The organism is Acidovorax sp. Root568 (genome assembly GCF_001427445.1).
In the GTDB taxonomy this organism is placed as follows: Bacteria; Pseudomonadota; Gammaproteobacteria; order Burkholderiales; family Burkholderiaceae_C; genus Acidovorax; species Acidovorax delafieldii.
Genome location: NZ_LMGP01000002.1, coordinates 16,913 through 31,299, shown reverse-complemented (window position 1 = coordinate 31,299; position 14,387 = coordinate 16,913). Strand labels below are relative to the sequence as shown.

Annotated in this window: 12 protein-coding genes; 6 read left to right on the top strand and 6 right to left on the bottom strand. The window is 67.2% G+C overall.

The annotated features are described in order from the left end of the window. Positions 1 to 4: 4 nt before the first annotated feature. From ASD75_RS03570 to ASD75_RS03545, 6 genes are all read right to left on the bottom strand, one after another. Positions 5 to 520, bottom strand: coding sequence for a GrpB family protein (locus ASD75_RS03570; protein WP_162251075.1), 516 nt, complete (start codon positions 518 to 520; stop codon positions 5 to 7). Beyond that, positions 517 to 1,545 carry a LysR substrate-binding domain-containing protein gene (locus ASD75_RS03565; RefSeq protein ID WP_056743296.1) on the bottom strand — a complete coding sequence of 343 codons (1,029 nt, stop codon included), beginning with the start codon at positions 1,543 to 1,545 and terminating at the stop codon, positions 517 to 519. Before ASD75_RS03565 ends, ASD75_RS03570 begins: the two co-directional genes overlap by 4 nt. A 103-nt stretch (positions 1,546 to 1,648) precedes the next feature. Next, a complete protein-coding gene (locus ASD75_RS03560; RefSeq protein ID WP_056743294.1) occupies positions 1,649 to 3,496 on the bottom strand; it encodes a gamma-glutamyltransferase family protein in 1,848 nt (615 codons plus the stop codon). A gap of 274 nt (positions 3,497 to 3,770) precedes the next feature. Further along, positions 3,771 to 5,354, bottom strand: a complete 1,584-nt coding sequence (locus ASD75_RS03555) for an alkaline phosphatase (RefSeq protein WP_056743291.1) — start codon at positions 5,352 to 5,354, stop codon at positions 3,771 to 3,773. 142 nt (positions 5,355 to 5,496) lie between these two features. Next, positions 5,497 to 7,032 (bottom strand): diguanylate cyclase, encoded by a 1,536-nt coding sequence (locus ASD75_RS03550; protein WP_056061952.1) that lies wholly within the window; start codon positions 7,030 to 7,032, stop codon positions 5,497 to 5,499. Between the two features lie 158 nt (positions 7,033 to 7,190). Beyond that, positions 7,191 to 8,165: an NADPH:quinone oxidoreductase family protein gene (locus ASD75_RS03545; protein WP_056743289.1), complete on the bottom strand. Its 975-nt coding sequence runs from the start codon at positions 8,163 to 8,165 to the stop codon at positions 7,191 to 7,193. A 169-nt stretch (positions 8,166 to 8,334) separates the two neighbouring features. Here ASD75_RS03545 and surE point away from each other — a divergent pair, with 169 nt between their 5' ends. The 6 genes from surE to ASD75_RS03515 all read left to right on the top strand — a co-directional run bounded on the left by surE (position 8,335) and on the right by ASD75_RS03515 (position 14,358). Continuing rightward, a complete protein-coding gene (surE, locus tag ASD75_RS03540; protein ID WP_056743288.1) occupies positions 8,335 to 9,123 on the top strand; it encodes a 5'/3'-nucleotidase SurE in 789 nt (262 codons plus the stop codon). Then, a complete protein-coding gene (locus ASD75_RS03535; RefSeq protein ID WP_056743286.1) occupies positions 9,123 to 9,905 on the top strand; it encodes a protein-L-isoaspartate(D-aspartate) O-methyltransferase in 783 nt (260 codons plus the stop codon). The genes surE and ASD75_RS03535 overlap by 1 nt, the downstream gene beginning before the upstream one ends. A 12-nt stretch (positions 9,906 to 9,917) precedes the next feature. Next, entirely contained in the window at positions 9,918 to 10,844 is a 927-nt protein-coding gene (locus ASD75_RS03530; protein WP_056743284.1) for a peptidoglycan DD-metalloendopeptidase family protein, read from the top strand. Positions 10,845 to 10,849: 5 nt separating this feature from the next. Beyond that, positions 10,850 to 11,893, top strand: a complete 1,044-nt coding sequence (locus ASD75_RS03525; RefSeq protein WP_056743281.1) for an RluA family pseudouridine synthase — start codon at positions 10,850 to 10,852, stop codon at positions 11,891 to 11,893. 147 nt (positions 11,894 to 12,040) lie between these two features. Then, the gene (scpB, locus tag ASD75_RS03520; protein ID WP_056743279.1) at positions 12,041 to 12,790 is read left to right on the top strand and encodes an SMC-Scp complex subunit ScpB; all 750 of its coding nucleotides are present in this window, start codon (positions 12,041 to 12,043) and stop codon (positions 12,788 to 12,790) included. Further along, the gene (locus ASD75_RS03515; RefSeq protein ID WP_056743277.1) at positions 12,790 to 14,358 is read left to right on the top strand and encodes a pseudouridine synthase; all 1,569 of its coding nucleotides are present in this window, start codon (positions 12,790 to 12,792) and stop codon (positions 14,356 to 14,358) included. Before scpB ends, ASD75_RS03515 begins: the two co-directional genes overlap by 1 nt. The last annotated feature ends 29 nt before the right edge of the window (positions 14,359 to 14,387 follow it).

Below are 14,387 nucleotides of genomic sequence, written 5' to 3'. Positions count from 1 at the left end.
GGAATCAGCCTGCGGCCAGGGGCTTGCCCGCCGCCTGCAGCACCTGCGCGATGAAGCGAGCCTTCTCCTCGCGGTAGCGGTCCATCCCCTCAGATGCGAATCGTTGCTTGAGCCGGTTGTACTCTGCCACCAGGGCGGGGTCGGCGCGCAAGGCATCGCGAAAGTGCAGAGAGCATTCGAACGGCGAGCCGCAGGCCACCACCTGCAGTGCAACGTCCATCGTGGCGCCGGGCCACAGCAGCATGCAAAGATCGGGCGCGCGCAGGGTGTCGGCCTTGGCGCTGCAGCCTGCGGCCTCGAGCGCTGCCACGCCCGGTGCATGGTCTTGCGGCGGCACCAGCACGCAGATATCGAGGTCACCCTTGGAGACTGCACCGGGAATGGACGAGGCGCCGATGTGTTCGATGCGCGCCTGCGGCACGATTGCAGCCACCTGGGCGGCCACCGCGGCAAACGTGGCTGCGGCGTCGTCCTGGTACTGCGCGGATTCGAGCAAGGTCACTGCGGTGACTCGGGTCACGCTGCGGCCTCCCACCTGCCCGATGCCACCAGCTTCTGCACCACGGCCTCCAGCGCGTCCATCACCACCTGCATCACCCCGTCCACCTCGCGGTCCGCAGCGGTGGCCAGGGTGTAGCTGCGCGTTATCTCCGGGTTGACCACGCGGGCCACCATCCAGTCGGTGCCGGAGGCAGGGGCATCCCCCAGCGCGCAGGCAGGGGTGAAGGTGAAGCCGCCCCCGCACGCATACAGCGAGCGGATCACCCGCGCGGAGTCGTGTTCGTGGGCGATGTTCAGGGCCACACCGCGCGCGGCGGCGGCTTCTTCGACCCGCTGGCGGATGGTGTAGCGGCGCGACTGCAGCACCAGGGGCTGTGCGGCCGCATCGGCAAAGTCGATGGTGGGGCGCATGGTGGGGCTGGCGGCGCGCGCTGCCGTGGCACGCGCGCCAGCCCGGCGCGCAGCAGGCGCTTTGGCCGTGGCTGCTGCGTCAGGCACTGGCCGCAGCAGCGCACGCACCGTGCCGCCGGGGTCGTGCCCGCAAAAGTACATGGCCTCGCGCACCAGGGGACGGCAGTGCAGGCCCTCCACCTGCGCGGCGTCGACCAGAACGCCGATGTCCGCACGCCGGTCCAGCATGGCTTTCCTGACCATGAGGCTGAGGTCGTCGAGCACGAACACCCGAATACGCGGGTGCGTGTCCTTCAGGTGCGCCAGCAACGGGCCCATGAGCAGCGATGACAGCAGAAACGGCACGGCAATCGTGACCGATCCCTCCGGCCCCTGCGGCAGGCGCTGGATGCGCTCCCGCATGGCCGAGGCGTCGCTCAAAAGCCGCCTTGCGTCCTGGTAGAGCTGCACGCCAGCCTGTGTGGGCGTGACGCCCGCGTGCGAGCGTTCCAGCAGCTGCGCGCCCAGCTCGGACTCCAGCTTCTTGATCTGGGCGGTGAGGGCGGGCTGCGCAATGTAGAGGCTGCCCGCCGCCCGCGAGAGGCTGCCGGCCTCGACCACGGCGATGAAGTAGCGCAGGCTTCGGAGATCCATGGGGCAAGACTGTAGCGGGGTCCGTCCTTGGCGCGCGCCATGCCCGCCCAGGCGGCTGCGCACTCGGCGCGCAGCCCCATGTTGGGCCGCGCAGGGCTGGCTCTCAGTCGCCCATCACCACGCCCTCGCGGCGTGGATCGGCCCCGCCCATCCACAGCTTCTTGCCATGCGCCTGGCCGCGCGTGATGGCTTGCAGGCCGCTCGTCATGTTCATCTCGCGCACCTCGGCACCGCGGGCGCGCAGGGCCTCGACGGTGGGGGGTGGGAAGCGTTTTTCTTCCAGCAGCGTGGGGCCGTTCATCGAGCCGAAGTTGGGCAGGTTGATGGCCTGCTGGGGCATCAGGCCCCAGTTGAGCACGCCGTAGAGCGTCTTGGCGGTGTAGTGGATGATGGCCGCGCCGCCGGGGCTGCCGCCGCTCATCAAGAGCTCGCCCGTGGCCTTGTCGAACACCAGCGTGGGTGCCATGGACGAGCGCGGGCGCTTGCCAGGTTGCACGCGGTTGGCAATGGGCTGGCCTTGGGCGTCGGCGGGGGCAAAGCTGAAGTCGGTGAGCTCGTTGTTGAGCAAAAACCCTTTGACCATCTGCCGCGCGCCGAACTGGTCTTCGATGGTGGTCGTCATGGCCACCGCATTGCCGAACGCGTCGACGATGCTGATGTGGCTGGTGCCGTACTCGGGCTGGTCGGGCATGGGCGCATAGCTGGTCTTCACAGCGCCGGGGTTGCCGGGCTGCGCCACCTTCATGCTCTGCGCGCCGATGAGCTTGGCACGCTCGGCCAGGTAGGCCGGGGCGAGCAGGCTGCTCCAGCTGCCGGCGGGGGGCTGCACGAAGTCGGGGTCGCCCACGTACTGCGCGCGGTCGGCAAAGGCCAGGCGGGCGGCTTCGGTGTACAGGTGCAGCCAGTCGGCCGAGGGGATGCCGTCCTGCAGCGGCTTGGCGGCGGCGTCGGTGTTCTTGAGGATGCCCAGGATCTGCCCGATGGCGATGGCCCCGGAGCTGGGGGGGGGAAAGCCGCACACGCGGTAGTCCTTGCTGGCCACCTGGTAGTCGTGGCACAGCGCCTCGCGCTTCTTGGGCTGGTAGCCAGCCAGGTCGGCCAGGCTGAGCTTGCCGGGGTTGGTGGGGTGCTTTTGCACCTTGTCCACGATGGCCTGGGCGACCTCGCCTTCGTGCAGGGCCTTGCTGCCTTCAGCGGCAATCTTGCGCAGCACAGCGGCCAGCTCGGGGTTGCGCAGGTTCACGCCCACATCGCGCGCGTCGCCGTCGGCCTTGTAGAAGTAGGCGGCGGCCACGGGGTCCTTCTTGAGGTGGGCGTCGGCCTTCACCAGGGTGTTGAGCCTTGCGCTGACCTTGAAGCCGCCCTCGGCCAGCGTGATGGCGGGCTGGAACAGCGTGGCCCAGGGCAGCTTGCCGTGCTGCTTGTGCGCCATCTCCAGCATGCGCACTGTGCCGGGCACACCCACCGAGCGGCCGCCCACCACACCGTCGTAGAAGGGCACGGGCTTGCCGTCGGCACCCAGGAAGAGCTTTTCATCGGCGGCAGCGGGCGCGGTTTCGCGGCCATCGTAGGCCTCCACCAGCTTGCCGTTGCTGTGCAGCAGGAAGGCGCCGCCGCCGATGCCGCTGGACTGGGGCTCCACCAGCGTCAGCACCATCTGCACGGCTATGGCCGCATCGACGGCCGAGCCGCCGGCCTTGAGGATCTGGTAGCCCGCATCGGTGGCCAGCGGGTTGGCAGCGGCCACGGCAAACTTCTCCGTGGCCCAGCCCGGTTTTTCGGTGTAGCCGGACGAACCCTCGGGCTGGGCGGGCACGGTGTAGGCGAACTGGGAGGGAGCACCGGCGCAACCTGTCAGGGCCATCAGGGTGGCGAGGGCCGCAGGGGCCAGCAGGTTGCGACTGAACGGGCGGCGCAGGTGCGACGTGGCAGGCAGGGCAGTGGGTGTCATGCGGGTCTCCTGTGGGTGCAAGCAGCGAAGCGGCCATGGTAAGGGGCCTTGCTGCAGCCTGCGAGGGCGCGCAGGAGGCTGCCCCTGGGGTTTGTGCACCGATTGAAGGTGTTTTGCGGCGGTAGCGCTAGTGCAATATGCCTGAGCAGCTATCAAAAAGATAGTTGTTACCGACCGTCAGCGGCGGTTCACAGGCCATCCCTGGGCCCTGGCGGGGCGCAACGACCAGAGGCTTGCCTGCCCGGCGGGTCGGCTCACGCCTTCCCAGGTCGCCTCAGGCCGCCTGGGGCCCTGCGCGGCCGTCTTCCACCACAAACCGGGCGAGCGTGGAGGCGCCGCTGTCAGCGCGCAGCGGGTCGTCCACCACACGCAGCGTGGTGGACCAGCGCGTGGGGGTGATGTCGGCCAGGCCGTAGCCGCGCTGGTCGCAGCGTGCCAGCAGCACATGCGGGTTGTGGCGGACGATGGCGTCCACCTTGGCCTGCGTGGTGCCCGACCGCGAACTGATGGACGTGCCACAGAACTCGCTGGCCACCACGGCCGAGTCGGCGCGCGCGGCATCGCCATGCACGCGGCAGACGTAGTTCTGGTGGATGTCTCCGCCCAGCAGCACCGTGTTGCGCGGCGTGTGCCGGGTCACCGATTGCAGCAGGCGCTGGCGTGCGGCGGGGTAGCCGTCCCAGGCGTCGGTGGGCACCGTGCCAGAGGGGTAGTGGCGCGGCGAGAACAGCGTCTGCTGTGCGATCACGCTCCAGCGTGTGGCCTGTGCGCTGGCCGTGTCGGCGGCCAGGCCCGCGTCCAGCCAGCGCTCTTGCGCGCTGCCCAGCAGGCTGCGCTGTGGCTGGGCCAGCTCTGCGCAGTCGGCGGGGCGCACGGCGGGTGCGCTGCTGGCCTCGGGCGTGCGGCAGGCCTGCCAGCTGCGGTACTGGCGGCTGTCGAGCAGGTGGATGTGCGCCAGTCGGCCCCAGCGCAGGCGGCGGTAGATCTGCAGCGTGTCCCAGCCGGTGGCGGACGCGGGGCCCCGGAGGCTGGTCGTGCGCAGCGGCATATTCTCGTAAAACGCCTGCCAGGCCGCACTGCGCTGGGCCAGAAAGGCGGCGCTGCCCGGGCTCTCGCCACGGCTTGCCTCGGCGGCATAGTCGTTTTGCACCTCGTGGTCGTCCCAAGTCACGGCCCACGGGCAGGCGGCGTGGGCCAGCTGCAGGGCCGGGTCGCTCTTGTGCAGGGCGTAGCGGTCGCGGTAGTCGGCCAGCGTGGTGGCGTGGCGCAGGCTGTGGGTGCGCGCCAGATCGGTGGTGGTTTTGGGTGTGGCGTATTCGTAGATGTAGTCGCCCAGGAACAGCACCAGGTCCGGCTGGTCGGCGGCCAGATGGCGCCACGCCGCGTAGTGCCCATGCTCCCAGCGCTGGCACGAGGCAAACGCCACCCGCAGCGCCCCGGGCATGTCGCCCACCGCAGGCGCGGTGCGCGTGCGGCCCGTGGCGCTCACCGCGTCGCCCAGCATGAAGCGGTAGTGGTACCAGCGTGCGGGTTGCAGGCCTTGCAGCTCCACATGCACGCTGTGGCCCAGCGCGGGCAGCGCAGTGGCCTCGCCCTTTTGCACGATCTGGGCAAACCCAGCGTCGTGCGCCACCTCCCACCGCACGGTGTGGGTGCTCAGGATCTGCGCTGGATCGACGAGCAAGAGCCGCGTCCAGAGCACCACGCCATCAGGCGCCGGGTCACCACTGGCGACGCCGAGGGCAAAGGGGTTGTTTTGCAGCGCGGGCGGATTGCTCCAGGCCCAGCGGGGGAGGGTGGCGACGGAGGCAGCCAGGGCTGCGTTGCGCAGGAACTGCCGTCTTTGCTCGGATGTCAATTCAGCTGCCCTTTGCGTCGGGCGCCGTGCTCAGAAACTGACGCAACCCAGACCAGTGGCCGCCGCACAAGGGCCGCCCCGTGGCGCTGGTGGCGTCCCCCTCTGGGGGGATGGCGCCGAAGGCGACACAGGGGGGAGGTGGTCACGCCGCCATCACCCGGTTCTTGCCCGAGCGCTTGGCCAGATACATCGCCTGGTCGGCCCGCACGATGGCGTCGGTGGCGCTCTCGCTCTCGACCAACTGGGCCACGCCCGCGCTGAAGGTGATGAGCACCTTCTCGGTGCCTTGCAAGAAGAAGCGCGTGGTCAGTTCGCGCTGCAAGCGGGTCATGGCCGCCACGCCGGCTTCGACGGTGGTGTCGGGCAGCACGATCACGAACTCTTCGCCGCCGTACCGTGCCAGCAAGTCCTGCGGCCGCATGACCTCGCGCGTGACCTGCGCCAGGTGCACCAGGGCAGCGTCGCCCCCCGCGTGGCCCAGCCGGTCGTTGATGGTCTTGAAGTTGTCCACGTCCAGCAGCGCCAGGCACAGGGACGAGCCCAGGCGGCGGGCGCGGGCGATCTCGCGTTCCACGGCCTCGTCCAGGCCCTTGCGGTTGAGGCTGCCGGTCAGCGGGTCGTGGCGGGCCTGGGCGCTGGCGCGGTCCAGTTCTTCCTGCAGCTTGGCGACCTCGGCGCGCTTGGCCTCGGTTCGCTCGCGCAGGTCCTGCAGCTCATCGTGGGTCACGCGGCTGTCGAGCGCCATGGCGCGGGTGGCGCTCATCACCTCCTGCAGCACCGGGGCAATCTCTTGCAGCGTGCTGGCCTTGCCGATCAGGTCCGCGCAGCGCTCCATGGTGCCCTGGTAGCTGGTGCTGGATGCGGTGATGCGCGCCAGCCGCTCGATGAAGGTGGCCAGCATTTCCTTCATCTGCTCTTGCGCCTCCAGCGACCGCGCCTTGGCTTCGGTCTGCTTGAAGATCACGTCCTTGAGCCGGCGCTGCACATCGTCCAGCCGCCGCAGCGTCAGGGGCGGGGTCGAGGCACTCATCAGCGCCTCGGCCTGGCCCTGCAGCCAGCGGTCGTCCACGCTGAGCACGGCGATGTTCTCGAAGATCATGTGCAGCAGCTCGAGCAGGCTCGCGCGGATGGAGGCTTGTTCTTCGGTGGCGAACGACAGGCGGTAGCTGAAGTTGCCCAGCATGAGCTGCGCGGTGGTCACCAGGGGCGTGGGTTCGCGCAGAAAGGTGATGAGCTGCTGCGCCATGTCGATGACGCGGGGATCGTCGTCACCCAGGGCGGGCAGGGTGTTGTCGATGAGGCGGGCCAGGGCTTCGGCAAACTCGGCGGGCAGTTCGCCCAGTGCGGTGGGCGCATCGGCCACCTCGATGGGTTTGGAGGCAGTGGCCGGGTGCAAACCCAGGTTGGCGTAACCCACCATCACGCTTTGCAGCGATGTCCAGTCCTTGGTGATGATGGCGCGTTCGAACTGGCCCAGCAGGCGTTTTTGCGCAGGTGTCTGGCCGGGCAGCACACGCTGGATGCTGCTCAGCGGTCCCTCGGGGAAAGGCTGCGGGCTGCGGATGCCCGCTATTTCATCGTAGATCGCGAGGTAGTTGTCTGGCGTGGGGGCCAGTCGGCGAGCGGCCAGTTGTTTGAGCGTCTCGCGCGCGATCTCGGAAGGTGGTCGGTCGGCCATGGGCGGGCACCAGTGTCAGGAGGCTGGAATGCACAAGTGTGACACAGGCAAGGCGCTGTGCGTGCTGGCACACCGGGCCACACGGGTATGCCAGCCAGGAACATGGGGAGGACCCCTTGCGAGATCTGCCCACACGTTCCAAAGGGGGCGGCTGGCCGTCAGTTCACCATGACCAGCTTGCCCATCACCCCGCGCGAGCCCATGTGGGCGTAGGCGGCGGGCAGCTCGGCCATGGGCATGGTGCGGTCGATCACGGGTTTGATCTTGCCCTGGGCATACCACTGTGCCAGCTCGCCCATCATGGCGGCGTTGGCCTTGGGTTCGCGCTTGGCAAAGTCGCCCCAGAACACGCCGACGATGGACGCGCCCTTGAGCAGCGCCAGGTTGAACGGCAGGGCCGGGATGGGGCCGGACGCAAACCCGACCACCAGATAGCGGCCGCGCCAGGCGATGGAGCGGAACGCGGGCTCGGCAAAGTCGCCGCCCACGGGGTCATAGATCACGTCGGGGCCCTTGCCGTCCGTGAGGGTCTTGATGGCCTCGCGCAGGTTGTCCTTGCTGTAGTTGATGGTCGCGTCGGCTCCGATGGACGTGCACAGCGCGCACTTTTCGTCGCTGGATGCGGCGGCAATCACACGTGCGCCCATGGCCTTGGCGATCTGGATGGCGGCCGTGCCCACGCCCCCGGCAGCGCCCAACACCAGCACGGTCTCGCCCGCCTTGAGCTGTGCGCGGTCCACCAGCGCATGGTGCGACGTGGCGTAGATCATGATGAAAGCGGCTGCATCGACATGCGAAAAGCCGTCTGGCAACGGCATGCACAGGGCTGCGGGGGCAATGGTGTGGGTGCCAAAGCCGCCGGTGCCCGACAGGCAGGCCACGTTCTGGCCGACCTTGAGGTGCGTGACGCCTTCGCCTACGGCAGCCACCACGCCAGCGTATTCCGAGCCGGGCACAAAGGGCAGCGGCGGCTTCATCTGGTACTTGTTCTGCACGATCAGCAGGTCGGGGAAGTTCAGGCTGGCGGCCTTGATCTCGATGAGCACCTCGCCCGCCTTGGGGGTGGGGGTGGGCAGCTCCGTCCAGGCAAGTGCCTCGACGCCGGTGGGGTTGGTGCAAAGCCAGGCATGCATGGGGAAGTCTCCTGTCAGTCGGTCTTGTCAATGATGGCCCGCATGATAGGTGGGGCGCTGGCGTGCCGGATGTCCCACGAGCGACGGGCTGCGGCGGCGGCTTCTCTGGCGCCCTCGGGCGCAGCAATGGCCTGCCCACCTACAATCCGTTGCAACCCCTACTCAGACCATGAAGATCCTGATTTCCAATGACGACGGCTTCCAGGCCCCCGGCATCGTCGCGCTGCATGATGCGCTCAAGACCCTCGAAGGGGTCGAGGTGGAGGTCGTTGCGCCAGAACATAACAACAGTGCCAAGTCCAACGCGCTGACACTGCATTCACCGCTGTATGTGCACAAGGCGGCGAATGGTTTTCGCTATGTGAACGGCACCCCGGCAGACTGCGTGCACATCGCTCTGACTGGCTTGCTGGGCTACCGGCCCGACCTGGTGGTATCGGGCATCAACAATGGCGCCAACATGGGCGACGACACGATCTATTCCGGCACGGTGGGTGCTGCCATGGAGGGATATCTTTTTGGCGTTCCGGCCATCGCTTTTTCACAAGTGGACAAGGGCTGGGCCGAGCTGGAGGCTGCTGCGGCCAAGGCGCGTGAACTGGTGGCGCAGATGCGTGCGCAGCAACTGGTCAACGAAACCCCGTGGCTGCTCAATGTGAACATCCCCAACATGCCGCTGGAGGCCTTGCGCCCGGCCAAGCTGTGCCGCCTGGGGCGCCGCCATGCGGCGGAACGGGTCATCGTGCAGGAAAGCCCCCGGGGCGAAGCCATGTACTGGATCGGCGGTGCCGGTGCTGCCAAGGACGATGCAGAAGGCACGGACTTTCATGCCACGGCCCAGGGCCATGTGTCCATCACGCCCCTCAAGGTGGATCTGACCGATCACGACAACCTCGGCTACTGGGCGCAGACCGCCGCCCGTTTGGCGGCGGGGGCGGCTGCCGCCCCCGGGGCGTGATGCAGCGCCGCCCGGGGTTTCCGGCCAAGCTGCCGGTGTCCGGTAACCCCGCTATGGGCAAGCCGGCGGTAGCGCCGTCTTCCCCCGCACAGCGGAAGCCGGCGGTGGCCGCGACACCTGCCGGAGTGGGGCTGGATTCGTCGGCCGTCAGGGCGCGGATGGTGCAAAAACTGGCGGCGGGCGGCATCACGTTGGCCCCTGTGCTGCAGGCCATGGGCGCTGTGGAGCGCCACCGGTTTGTGGACAGTGCCCTGGTCAACCAGGCCTACGAAGACACCAGCCTGCCGATAGGCTTGGGCCAGACCATCTCCAAGCCCAGCGTGGTGGCTCGCATGTGTGAGCTGCTGCTGGGCGCAGAGAGCGCCCGCCATGGCGGGCTGGGGCGTGTGCTGGAAATTGGGACGGGCTGCGGCTACCAGGCTGCAGTGCTGAGCCTGCTGGCCCGCGAGGTGTACACGCTGGAGCGCCTGCGTGGCCTGCACGACAAGGCGCGCGACAACTTGCGGCCGTTCCGCCTGGCCAACGTGCACCTGCTGTTTGGCGACGGCATGCTCGGCTATGCCAAAGGTGCTCCGTACGCGGCCATCATTGCCGCAGCCGGGGGCGATGCTGTGCCCCTGGCCTGGTGTGATCAATTGGCCGTGGGGGGGCGTCTGGTGGCACCCATGGCACTGACGGGCGGGCAGCAAATGTTGCTGGTGATCGACAAAACCCCGCACGGATTGAAACAAAACGTGCTCGAACCCGTGCATTTTGTCCCCCTAAAATCGGGGATTGCGTAAAGGGAATTGCTTATGTTCGTATCGCGTGGTCTTGTGGTGGGTTTTACCGTGGCAATGGCGGGGCTGGTGCTCTCCGGCTGTGGCACCCGCATGAACAAGGCTCCTGTGGAAGATCGGGGCACCTCTTCGTCGTCTTCTGCCCCAGCGCCCGCAGCACAGCCGGGCGTGGTGGTGGGTACCCCCATCAAGCCTCTGCCTGGTGCGGAAAACGCCGGCAAGCCGGGTTACTACACGGTCAAGCCTGGGGATACCCTGATTCGCATCGGCCTGGAGTCTGGGCAAAGCTGGAAAGACATTGCCCGCTGGAACAATCTGGAAAACGCCAACCTGATCGAAGTCGGTCAGGTGCTGCGCGTGCTTCCTCCGTCCGCTGCCCCGGCGGTTGTGGCCTCTGAGAGCGGGGTGGTGACACGCCCGGTCACATCATCCTCCGTCGCTCCAGCCAGCACGCCCGCTGCGGCTCCTGCATCGGCCGCCAGCGGCACCAAGCCTGCTGCCTCTGCTGCGTCGGGCACGGTGGTGGCGGTGGCGCCAGCCACGCCGGCACCTGCGGCAGCGCCAGCGGGCGAGGATGAGTTGGCGTTCATCTGGCCTGCATCGGGTTCGCTGATTGCCGGGTTTGACGAGGCACGCAACAAGGGCTTCGACATTGCCGGCAAGGCAGGTGACCCGGTACTGGCGGCGGCGGATGGCCGTGTGGTCTATGCCGGTGCCGGTCTGCGCGGCTATGGCAACCTGGTCATCCTGAAGCACAACAACACGTTCCTCACCGCTTACGCACACAACCAGACCCTGTTGGTCAAGGAAGACCAGGCGGTGCGCAAGGGCCAGAAGATCGCCGAGATGGGCAACACCGACGCAGACCGCGTCAAGCTGCACTTTGAAATCCGCCGGCAGGGCAAGCCGGTCGATCCCATACGCTATCTGCCATCCCGTTGAGTCCGATGGCGGATCACTCGCCGGGCGGTGGTCCCGAAGCGTCTGAGGCGACGACAGCGCAGGAGGGCGATTCCCTGCTGCTGGCCGATGAATCGGAAGCCCTGGCCGACGCGGACAGCGAGCTGCGCTCGTTGCAGATGGGCCCAGGCCAGCACGCCGAGCGGCTGGACCGTGCGCTGGTGGAGCTGGTTCCCGAGTTCTCCCGCAGCTATCTTCAGCAATTGCTGGCCCAGGGGCTGGTCAGCCTCAATGGCAAGCCTGCTCTCAAGGCAGCCGCGCGGGTCAAGGCTGGTGACCTGGTGGTGCTGGAGATGCGGCCCACCCTCCAAAGCCAGGCCTTCCGGCCTGAGCCCATGGCGATTGATGTGGTGTACGAAGACGAGCACTTGCTGGTGGTGAACAAGCCCGCAGGCTTGGTTGTGCACCCTGCGCCAGGCAACTGGAGCGGCACCCTGCTCAACGGCCTGCTGGCCCGCGACGACAAGGCACTGCGGGTGCCACGGGCTGGTATCGTTCACCGCCTGGACAAGGACACCAGCGGTCTTATGGTGGTCGCCCGGGACCGTGCGACCATGGACGCCCTGGTGGCGCTGATTGCCGAGCGCAAGGTCAAGCGCCAGTACGTGGCCATGGCGCATGGTGCCTGGACGGGGGGGGCGACCCGCTCGGTGGATGCCCCCATCGGGCGGGACCCTCGCAATCGCCTGCGCATGGCGGTGGTGGACTTGGCGGTACACCCTGGCAAAACCGCCCGCACGGATTTCCTGTGTCTGGAGGGAAGCGAGCGTGGTTGCTGGGTGCAGTGCACCTTGCACACCGGGCGCACGCACCAGATTCGCGTGCACATGGCGTCTCTGCGCCATCCTTTGGTGGGCGATGCCTTGTACGGTGGCGCGCCGGTCGGGGCCTTGCAACGCCAGGCCCTGCACGCCTACCGGTTGGCTTTTGCGCATCCGGTGACGGGGGATCCTCTGGAGTTCCGTGCCCCTGTACCCGACGATATGCGCCGGGCGCTGTCAGAATGGGGCCTGGGCTACAATGCGCCCTGAACGGCCGTGACGGCCCTAGCCCGCAGCCGGAATCCCGCCGGGCTCTACCAACGCACCAGCGCCATTGCGCGGTGCACCAATGATTGCCCCTGCTGTTGATGTGACACCCGTTGCAACGCGTGGCACTTTTCCAGGAATCGCTGAACCATGAACACGGTGGATGCCAAAAGGGTCCTCGAAACTGCGTTGATCTGCGCGCAGCAGCCCGTGCCCGTGCGCGAGCTGCGGGTGTTGTTCAACGACGCGCTGGGGTCCGACACCCTCAAGGTGCTGTTGCAGGAACTGCAGCTTGATTGGGCGCAGCGTGGGGTGGAGTTGGTACATGTGGCAACGGGATGGCGCTTCCAGAGCCGTCCTGAAATGCGTGAATACCTGGACCGTCTGCATCCCGAAAAACCGCCGCGCTACACCCGGGCCACCATGGAAACCCTGGCCATCATTGCCTACCGGCAACCGGTCACGCGCGGGGATATCGAGGACATTCGGGGTGTGACGGTCAACAGCCTGATCATCAAACAGTTGGAAGACCGGGGTTGGGTGGAGGTCATTGGCCACCGCGAAACGGTGGGGCGCCCGGCGTTGTTCGCCACGACCCGCCAGTTTCTGGACGATATGGGCCTGCAGTCTCTGGACCAACTGCCGGTGCTCGATGACCCGACAGGCAATGCGAATGTGTTGGAAGCCATGGCTGCCGCCGCCCAGGGAGCCATCGGGGGTGAGCCTGATCTGCTGGCGGTTTTGCCGCACGAATTCGGTGGGCAAGAGCCAGTGGAGTCTGTGGAGGCTGTGACTGATACGGGTGGTAAGCGGCCCGTGGATGATTTTTTTCAGAATGTGGAGACTGATCTCCACGACGACCATGCTGATACCCCGGGTGGTATCCAGGGAAATACTTGATGAACGAATCGACCTCCGAAAATCCGGCCGAAGTGCATGGGTTGAATGCTGCTGATACGGTGCCCGCTGCCAAAAAGCCGGCTGCCAAGCGGGCTCCTCGCAAAAAGGCGGAAGCTGTCCTTGCCGAGGAAGCGGTGCCTGAAGCTGTGGTGGCGATGCAGGTCGGTACTTCGGTGCCTGTGTCGGAGGCTGCGGCGCCAGAGGTGCCTGTGGCCCAGGTGCAGGCGGTCGTCATGGACTCGATATCTCCTGAGGCGGTCGTATCGGCAGCCGACGGCGAGGGCAATACTCGGCAGGCAGGGAGGCCCCCTCGTGGCGAATCTCGTGAACGGCCTCAGCGTCCTGATGGGGCAGGGCGCGACAAGCGCAGAGCTGCCCCTGTCGTGGAGGGCTATCAGTTTGAGGATGTAGTCTCCGGTCGTTTCGACGAAGAAGATGCCTCCGCAGACGCGGTGCCGCAGAAGCGGGTGCTGCTGCCGCAGGTCGAGACACCTAAACTGCACAAGGTGCTGGCCCAGGCAGGGCTGGGATCGCGGCTGGAGATGGAGCAATTGATCCTGGAGGGGCGGATCTCGGTCAACAACGAACCTGCTCACATCGGACAGCGCATTCAGTTTGGCGATCATGTCAAGGTCAACGGCAAGCCGATCCGCTATCGCATCGACCCCCCTCCGGCGCGCGTAATCGCATATCACAAACCTGTGGGCGAGGTCGTGACCCATGACGATCCCCAGAATCGACCCACCGTCTTTCGCAAGCTGCCCCGGCTCATGCAGGGCAAGTGGCAGTCGGTAGGACGCCTGGACTTGAACACGGAGGGGCTCTTGCTGTTCACCAGCTCGGGCGAGCTGGCGAACAAATTGATGCATCCACGCTTTGGGTTGGAGCGCGAGTACGCCGTTCGGGTGCTGGGTGCTCTGAGCAACGAGGAAAAACAAAAACTGCTGGATGGCGTGCGCCTGGATGACGGCATGGCATCGTTTGGCTCCATCGAGGACGGTGGTGGAGAGGGTTCCAACTGCTGGTACCGGGTCACCATCTCCGAAGGCCGCAACCGTGAAGTACGCCGCATGCTCGAATCGGTGGGTCATGCGGTCAGTCGCCTGATCCGCATCCGCTACGGTGCCATGGTGCTGCCGCGCGGCCTCAAGCGCGGAGCCTGGCTGGAACTGGACGAGAGTGATATCCGCGCACTGGTTCAGGCCGCAGGTGCTGGGCACCCCGAGCCTGTTGAGGGACGTCCTGAAGGGGCTGGTGCTGGCGGGCGCAATGGCAAGCCGCGCAACCGTGGCCGTGGTGGACCACGCGGTGATGGCTCGCGTCGGGACATGTCGCAGCCAGCCGCCCCTGGTGGCCCCCGTGGCCAGAAACCGCGCCGCGATGGCGGCCAGGGCCCTGCCCGTGGCAACAACGCTGCAGGGGGAGATCGCCAGCGTGGGGGCTCGGCACAGCCCGATCCGATGAAAACGTCGGTGGGCTACATCGGCATGGACAGCCTCTCGCGCCACCGCCAGGACAAACGACGCCCCGGTGGCGGCGGTCCCCGGCGCGGAGGTGGTGGGCGCTGAGTGCTCCTGCCTTCACGCTCCCCGGTTAG

What these genes read in the sequence shown, in the direction of transcription:
- ASD75_RS03565 (WP_056743296.1), bottom strand. Translation starts at nt 1,545, where the DNA reads ATGGATCTCCGAAGCCTGCGCTACTTCATCGCCGTGGTCGAGGCCGGC.
- ASD75_RS03560 (WP_056743294.1), bottom strand. Translation starts at nt 3,496, where the DNA reads ATGACACCCACTGCCCTGCCTGCCACGTCGCACCTGCGCCGCCCGTTC.
- ASD75_RS03550 (WP_056061952.1), bottom strand. Translation starts at nt 7,032, where the DNA reads ATGGCCGACCGACCACCTTCCGAGATCGCGCGCGAGACGCTCAAACAA.
- ASD75_RS03545 (WP_056743289.1), bottom strand. Translation starts at nt 8,165, where the DNA reads ATGCATGCCTGGCTTTGCACCAACCCCACCGGCGTCGAGGCACTTGCC.
- surE (WP_056743288.1), top strand. Translation starts at nt 8,335, where the DNA reads ATGAAGATCCTGATTTCCAATGACGACGGCTTCCAGGCCCCCGGCATC.
- ASD75_RS03535 (WP_056743286.1), top strand. Translation starts at nt 9,123, where the DNA reads ATGCAGCGCCGCCCGGGGTTTCCGGCCAAGCTGCCGGTGTCCGGTAAC.
- ASD75_RS03530 (WP_056743284.1), top strand. Translation starts at nt 9,918, where the DNA reads ATGTTCGTATCGCGTGGTCTTGTGGTGGGTTTTACCGTGGCAATGGCG.
- ASD75_RS03525 (WP_056743281.1), top strand. Translation starts at nt 10,850, where the DNA reads ATGGCGGATCACTCGCCGGGCGGTGGTCCCGAAGCGTCTGAGGCGACG.
- scpB (WP_056743279.1), top strand. Translation starts at nt 12,041, where the DNA reads ATGAACACGGTGGATGCCAAAAGGGTCCTCGAAACTGCGTTGATCTGC.
- ASD75_RS03515 (WP_056743277.1), top strand. Translation starts at nt 12,790, where the DNA reads ATGAACGAATCGACCTCCGAAAATCCGGCCGAAGTGCATGGGTTGAAT.